The 6611-nt window shown below is 65.1% G+C and carries 4 protein-coding genes and 3 pseudogenes; 4 read left to right on the forward strand and 3 right to left on the reverse strand.

From position 1 onward, the window contains the following. Positions 1-46: 46 nt before the first annotated feature. The 4 genes and pseudogenes from ACWEH3_RS35415 to ACWEH3_RS35430 all read left to right on the forward strand — a co-directional run. Positions 47-928, forward strand: a pseudogene (locus tag ACWEH3_RS35415) (IS256 family transposase); the annotation flags it as partial. Between the two features lie 338 nt (positions 929-1266). Next, positions 1267-2082, forward strand: coding sequence for a tyrosine-type recombinase/integrase (locus tag ACWEH3_RS35420; protein WP_450026557.1), 816 nt, complete (start codon positions 1267-1269; stop codon positions 2080-2082). Beyond that, positions 2079-4397 carry a tyrosine-type recombinase/integrase gene (locus ACWEH3_RS35425; RefSeq protein WP_450026559.1) on the forward strand — a complete coding sequence of 773 codons (2319 nt, stop codon included), beginning with the start codon at positions 2079-2081 and terminating at the stop codon, positions 4395-4397. Before ACWEH3_RS35420 ends, ACWEH3_RS35425 begins: the two co-directional genes overlap by 4 nt. Positions 4398-4403: 6 nt before the next feature. Continuing rightward, positions 4404-4571 (forward strand): annotated as a pseudogene (locus ACWEH3_RS35430) (IS256 family transposase); the annotation flags it as partial. 76 nt (positions 4572-4647) lie between these two features. Here ACWEH3_RS35430 and ACWEH3_RS35435 read toward each other — a convergent pair. The 3 genes and pseudogenes from ACWEH3_RS35435 to ACWEH3_RS35445 form a co-directional block, all read right to left on the reverse strand. After that, on the reverse strand, positions 4648-4890 hold the full coding sequence (locus tag ACWEH3_RS35435) for a hypothetical protein (RefSeq protein WP_450026561.1): 243 nt from the start codon (positions 4888-4890) through the stop codon (positions 4648-4650). 762 nt (positions 4891-5652) lie between these two features. Continuing rightward, positions 5653-5976 carry a hypothetical protein gene (locus tag ACWEH3_RS35440; RefSeq protein WP_450026563.1) on the reverse strand — a complete coding sequence of 108 codons (324 nt, stop codon included), beginning with the start codon at positions 5974-5976 and terminating at the stop codon, positions 5653-5655. Between the two features lie 400 nt (positions 5977-6376). Next, positions 6377-6611 (reverse strand): annotated as a pseudogene (locus ACWEH3_RS35445) (hypothetical protein); the annotation flags it as partial.

The following is a 6611-nucleotide window of genomic DNA, read 5'->3' on the forward strand; positions in this document are numbered from 1 at the left end:
CGGTCTGTCTGGCCGAGCCTGAGGGTTCGGCGGGAAGGATCATTTGATGTCGGAGACACTCGAATCCGTGGTGGATGCGGTGGATCAGAAGAAGCTGGCCCAGCAGCTGCTGGCCCAGGCCAAGCAGCAGGGCGTGGAGCTGCTCGGCCCGGGTGGGCTGCTCAACCAGCTCACGAAGAACGTGCTGGAAACCGCTTTGGAGGCGGAGATGACCGAGCACGTCGGCCATGAGAAACACGACCCGGCTGGTCGGGGAACAGGCAACTCTCGCAACGGAACCCGCTCGAAGACGGTGTTGACCGAGATCGGGCCGGTCGAGATCGAGGTGCCCAGGGACACCAACTCGTCGTTCGACCCGCAGATCGTCAAGAAACGGCAGCGCCGGCTGACCGGGATCGACGAGATCGTGTTGTCGCTGACCGCGAAGGGGTTGACCACCGGCGAGGTCGCTGCCCATTTCGCCGATATCTATGGTGCGTCGGTATCCAAGGACACGATCTCCCGGATCACCGAGAAGGTGATCGGCGAGATGACCGACTGGTGCAACCGGCCACTCGAGCGGGTGTATCCGGTGGTGTTCATCGATGCCGTGCATGTGAAGGTCCGGGATGGGCAGGTCGTCAACCGGCCGGTCTACGTGGTCATCGGCGTCACCTGCGCCGGGGAGCGTGACATCCCCGGTTTGTGGGCCGGCGACGGCGGTGAAGGCGCCGAGTTCTGGCTGCAGGTGTTGACCGAGGTGAAGAACCGCGGTGTCGTCGATGTGTGCATCGCCGTCTGCGACGGGCTCAAGGGTCTGCCCGACGCGATCAACACCGTGTGGGAACGAACCGTCGTGCAGACATGTGTCATCCACCTGCTGCGCAACACCTTCCGTTACGCCTCCCGCAGGTATTGGGACCAGATGAGCAAGGACCTGCGGCCGATCCGCGCCCGAGGTCACTTCCTATTAGTTACGTGGAATCAATCCGAGGAGCTCGACGGCTCCGAATTTGACCACGGAACTGGGAGGCAGGCTTGGCGGCAACGGGGTTGGAGGAGAAGTGGCCGGTGCTCGGTCGGCACGAGCGGGCGGCTGAGTCGCTGCAGGTGTGGACCGACCTCGGCCGGGCGCCGCGCACGATCGATGCCTATGCGCGGGGGCTGGCCGAGTTCTTGCGGGTCTGCGAGGATCACGGTGTCGATCCGGTGGTCGCGAACCGGGCTGACGTCGCGGTCTTTGTTCGCGAGCTGACCGGTCGAGCCAGCCGCCGCGGTGCCAATGTGGTGTCGATCGATTCCGGGTGCGGTCTGGCGAACGCCACGATCCAGCAGCGACTTGTTCCGGTGCGCCTGTATTTCGACTACTTGGTCGAAGAGGGTGTTCGGGAGTCGAATCCGGTTGGGCGGGGTCGCTATACGCCCGGCCGGAAGTCGGGCGGGCAGCAGCGTGGCCTGGTGCCGAGGCTGACGAAGCTGCCGTGGATCCCGACCGAGTCGCAGTGGATGGACATTCTCGCCGTCGCGGCAGCGGAGCCGCCCCGCAACCGGGTGATGCTCGCGTTGGCTTATGACGCGGCGTTGCGACGCGAGGAGTTGTGCTCGCTGCGCACCGATGACCTGGACCCGGGCCGGCGGATGCTGCGGATCCGGGCCGAGACAACGAAGAACCGGCTGGAGCGGATGGTGCCGTATTCGGCGGCGACCGGGGCGCTGTTGCAGGGGTATCTGGCGCATCGGGCGACGATCAGCCGGGCTCGCGGCCGGTTGTTCCTGTCGGAATCGCGGCGCAACAACGGGCAGCCGGTGAGTTTGTGGACGTGGTCGAAGGTGGTGCGGCGCATCGCGATTGCTGCCGGGGTTCCGCAGTTCTCGACGCACACGACACGGCATCTGTGCTTGACGGATCTGGCGCGAACGGGCTGGGAGTTGCACGCGATCGCCACGTTCGCTGGGCATCGCAGCACCGAGACCACGCTCACCTACATCCATCTGTCCGGCCGGGAACTGGCCGACAAACTCGCCCGCGGCATGGACCAGATCCACGGCTGGCGGGTCGAGATGTTGGCTCGGCTCGGCGAGCAGGAGAGTGCGGCCCGGTGACCGTCACATCATCGGCGGCCGTCGTCGGGCCGGCCAGCGATCACGCACGGACTTGGCCGCTGGATATCAACCAATACCGCCGCCGGGGCCGGCTTTCCACCGTCGAGTCCGAAGGACTGCACGCGCTGGGCTTCGACGGGCTGCGGCGCGGACGGGACCGCAATTCGACTGCATGGCAACAGATCCGGCGACTCACGGACCCGCTCGAGGATGCGCTGGCGGTGATGCATTGGAATCGAGGCAACCGTCATCAGCAACGATTCGCGCGAGACGGCACCGCGATCGTATTGCATCGCTGCGTCACGCTTGACCGGGCATTTTGGGTATGGACGGCCCGTGAGTGGGGTGAGGTGCTCAGCCCTGCGCATCTTCGCGCGAACTATCCCGGACAGGTCGGGATCTCAGCGCGCCGATTCCTACTGGCCTACGCTTACCTGCTGACAGGATTCACCGCCTTCGAGCTGGCCGGTCCGTTCGAACGACCAGCATTGGCTCAACGGGTGTTCGGCCCGGAAACCGTCGAGAACGCGATCGAGCCGATCCGCGAGGTCTTGACCGGATGGGGTTACCGCGCCAACGAACTGGCGTCGCTGGTCTGCTCGATCCTGCTGCTCAACCGCAGCCCGAGCCTGAGCGACTTGTCCTCACAGACACTGGTCGAACTCCGCACGACCCCGACGATGCAGCAACACCACCACATCCGCCACCTGCACGGAATCCATCGAGCCCTGGCCGCGCTCGGGCACACCGATCCACCGGAAGCGCCGAAATTCGGAGACGGGCCAGTGCCTATCACCGGGGCTTCGGCAACCTGGGTGCAGTGGGTGGAGCGCTGGAACGCCACCTCCACCTTGGAACCATCCACCCGCAGCATCTACCGGGTCATCCTGGCCAAGACCGGACGATGGCTCGCCGCCGATCACCCCGACATCGCCGAACCCGGCCAGTGGTCCCGGCAGACCTGCGCGGCTTGGGTCGCGGCCGTCGACCGCATGACTGTCGGCGACCACGTTCAATCCACGCACTGGTGCAAGACCCGGCAAAACCGGCTCGGGAAACCGTTGTCACCCAGGACAAAACGTGCTTACCTGCGGGCTGCGCGAACGTTCTTCCGCGACTGCCAGGACTGGGAATGGATCCCGCGTCGTTTCGACCCCGCACGAGCGCTGGCCACGCCCCGCAGCATCACCGCTCTGCAGGGACCGGATCCGCGAGTAATCGCTGATGACATCTGGGCCAAACTGCTCTGGGCCGGTCTCAACCTCGACCCTGCCGACCTGCCCGGCCGGGGTGCTTGCACACACCCGGTCGATATGGTTCGCGCGATCACGCTCACCTGGCTGTTCAGTGGTCAGCGCAGTGACGAAATCGCGCGTCTGCGCGTCGGATGCGTACGCTGGCAACGCGACTCGGCCGACAGCGCCGATGCCGACAATCATCGAGACGGCACGGTCTGCCTGCTCGACATTCCTACCCACAAGACCGGGATCGCGTTCACCAAACCGGTCGACCCGCTGCTCGGACAGGCCATCGAAGCATGGCAGGCCACACGGCCCGATCAGCCGCCGATGCTTGACCGAAAGACCGGTGAGCGAGTGCATTTTCTGTTCGCCGTCCGCGCCGGTCGCGTCAGCAAGAACTACATCAACCAGAAGATCATCCCGATGCTCTGCCGCAAGGCCGGCGTCCCCACCGCCGACGTTCGCGGACGCATCACCAGCCACCGCGCCCGCTCCACCATCGCGACACAGCTCTACAACGCCAAGGAACCGATGACGCTGTTCGAGCTGCAGGCATGGCTCGGCCATCGCAGCCCGGAATCGACCCAGCACTACGCCAAGATCACCCCGAACACCCTCGCCAAGGCATACAGCGACGCCGGCTACTTCGCTCGCAACGTCCGCACTATCGAAGTCCTCGTCGACCGGGACGCCGTTACCTCGGGCCAGGCCGTCGCCGGCGGGCCATGGCAGTACTACGACCTCGGCCACGGATACTGCACCTATTCGTTCTTCGAACAGTGTCCACACCGAATGGCTTGCGCCCGTTGTGATTTCTACACGCCGAAGGACTCGAGCCGAGCGCAGCTTCTGGAAGCCAAGGAGAACCTGCAACGGATGCTGGCCAGTGTCCCGCTCACCGACGACGAGCGCGCCGCGGTCGATGAGGGACAAACAGCTCTCGACCAGCTCCTCGACCGACTGGCCGACGTCCCTACTCCGGCCGGAGCCACGCCGCGTGAGATCGGCACTTCGGCGACCGCCACGCTGTTGCCGATCGTATCGGTCAACCAGGGAAAATCCCCACGACCTTGACATTTCAGATTCCACAGAACCAGCGAACAAGCCGCGTTGAAATGCCTGTATCTCGTGACCCGATCCCTCGACCCCACCGGACACGGCAAGGCACGATGGGCGATGAGGTGGAAACCCGCCCTCAACGCCTTCGCGATCACCTTCGAAGGCCGGATCACCCCGACCGGAAACTAACCAACACCGGGATCGGATCCGCCGTTAATCGGACACTCCCCTACCAGCACCGACTCATCCGAGTGTCGTTGCAGTATTAGCCGGCGCGGCGGCCTGGAAACAGTCGGCGGGAGTTCGGGTTACTTGCTGTCCGCATGTCCGTGCGCTGATCGATCAGGTCGAGGACCATGCTGGCGAAGGGCTCAGGAGCCAGCGTTGGTGGCACCCCGAACCGGATGAAGACACCGTCGTTGCTGGTGATGACGTCGTCGATGTTGAGCCGGACGATTCTGCTGAGTGGCTGCCCGTAGCGCAGCAGGAGCGTGAACGCGACCCGCAATCGGAGGTCGTATCGTTGTCGGTAGGCGCCGTGCTGGGTGAATGGCTGTTCCGGGCCGGGTTGGTCTGCTGAGCACTGGGGTAAGAGGAAGTTCCGCCATGGGTATTGCGGCCGTCGAGGTGAGAGACGCTTGACATGTCAGGGTGGGCTGACAGGCTGCTGGGTGGGGTCGGGGTCTGAGCCGCCGTTCGGGCAGTGGCCGTAACGCCGTAGGTTCGGCCGGGACGCGAGGGGTCGAGCCTGTGGCGTCGTGTCCACCGGTGAAGGTCAAGCGACTCCGTTTTTTCTTCTGTCGTCAGCTTGGTTACCGGTTGCTGTCGCGGCTGGTGGGATGTCAGCGGGTAGCGATTGGGAGCGCAGCTGGGCCGGGTCCTGACGCATCGCGGCGAAGTTCTCCCGCTGGCCTGGCGGAAGTCGCAGATCTGCGCACTGACCTCGCTCACGTCCCGATCCGCGCCACCGGCGAGCGTCCGCGCGGCAGCGGCGTCCTGCTCGACGCTGCGTATCCGCCAGAGCAGGTCCGCGACCTGCCGCTCCAGCGTGATCAGACGCTCTTGCAGATCCTCGGTCATAGTTAGGCAGCCTACGTCGCCGGACCCCGCGAACGTGGTCGCCGCCCGCTGCGTTGTGCCGTGTTTTCGGTAGCATCGGAGGCGTCGCCCGGGGTCGGCCCGGCAGCCCCCATCGGGTGACCGGCACCCACCCGGAACATTCCTTTCGGCTTCCAGACCGTTGTTCGTGACCACAAGTCCGCGCGCCGGGTCATTGCCCGATTTCGTGGACGACGGCCTCGGCACGTACGTGCAAGACCTCCTGCAGCACCATCCGGCACATCGACATGTTCGACAGGTGCCCGGGCAAGGTGATCACCGCGTGCGCCGCAGCGCGGCGGCATTCCTGGATCAGATCGACGAACACCGGGGGAAGCAGCCCGCCCTGCGGTCGCGGTTCATGAAACACCGTGGCCAACTCGTAGCCCAACGATATGGCCGCAACCCGCAGCCTCTCATCACCCGCGTCGCGGTCGTGGTCGGTGATCAGATCATCGCGCAAGTACCCGTAGGCAAGAGGTAGTAGTGCAGTCATCGTAGAAACCAGTTCCGGATCGGCCGGCCGCCACGGACACCCGTCTCTACCCGGCCGGATAAAATTTTGCTCTCCACGGCTTCGCCCGCACAGAGGAAACGCTCAGGTAAAACAGCCGACATCAGATGACGGTGTCGTCACCGCAGTGTGTTTGCTGCACGTTAACCATCCTCATCGGATAGGTATCTGCCCCGCATCGGTAATTCACACCGGCATACATCTATCTATGTATGCAGCTACCCCAACCTGGTGTTCGAGTGAGCGGCGCTCCCCGCGTCGACTGGCGGTTATCGGAGCACACCCCGACACGCTGACACGCCAACGGCGCGAACAGGGGTCGCCGACTGGCAGGGCCCGGTATTCAGGTAGTCGGTATTCCGGTCCGCCGGGCCGGTAGCGGTCAGCGGCTGTGGTCGCTGGGTGCGTAGCGGTTCCAGGTGCCGCCGGCGTGGTCGTGGTGCCGGTGAGCGGTGGTGTAGTGGATGCCGAGGGCGTCGGCGATGACCGGTGCGGGTGCTTGCAGGACCGGTTGGCGCAGGGCGGAGACCCGGCCGGTGATGGTGGGGACGCCGTTCTCGGCGGACTGCTGGCCGAGGGATTTCGGGTCGGAGGGGTTGGCTGGCGCGGCGGCCTGG

The organism is Nocardia sp. NPDC004718 (assembly GCF_053601535.1).

What these genes read in the sequence shown, in the direction of transcription:
- ACWEH3_RS35440 (WP_450026563.1), bottom strand. Translation starts at nt 5,976, where the DNA reads ATGACTGCACTACTACCTCTTGCCTACGGGTACTTGCGCGATGATCTG.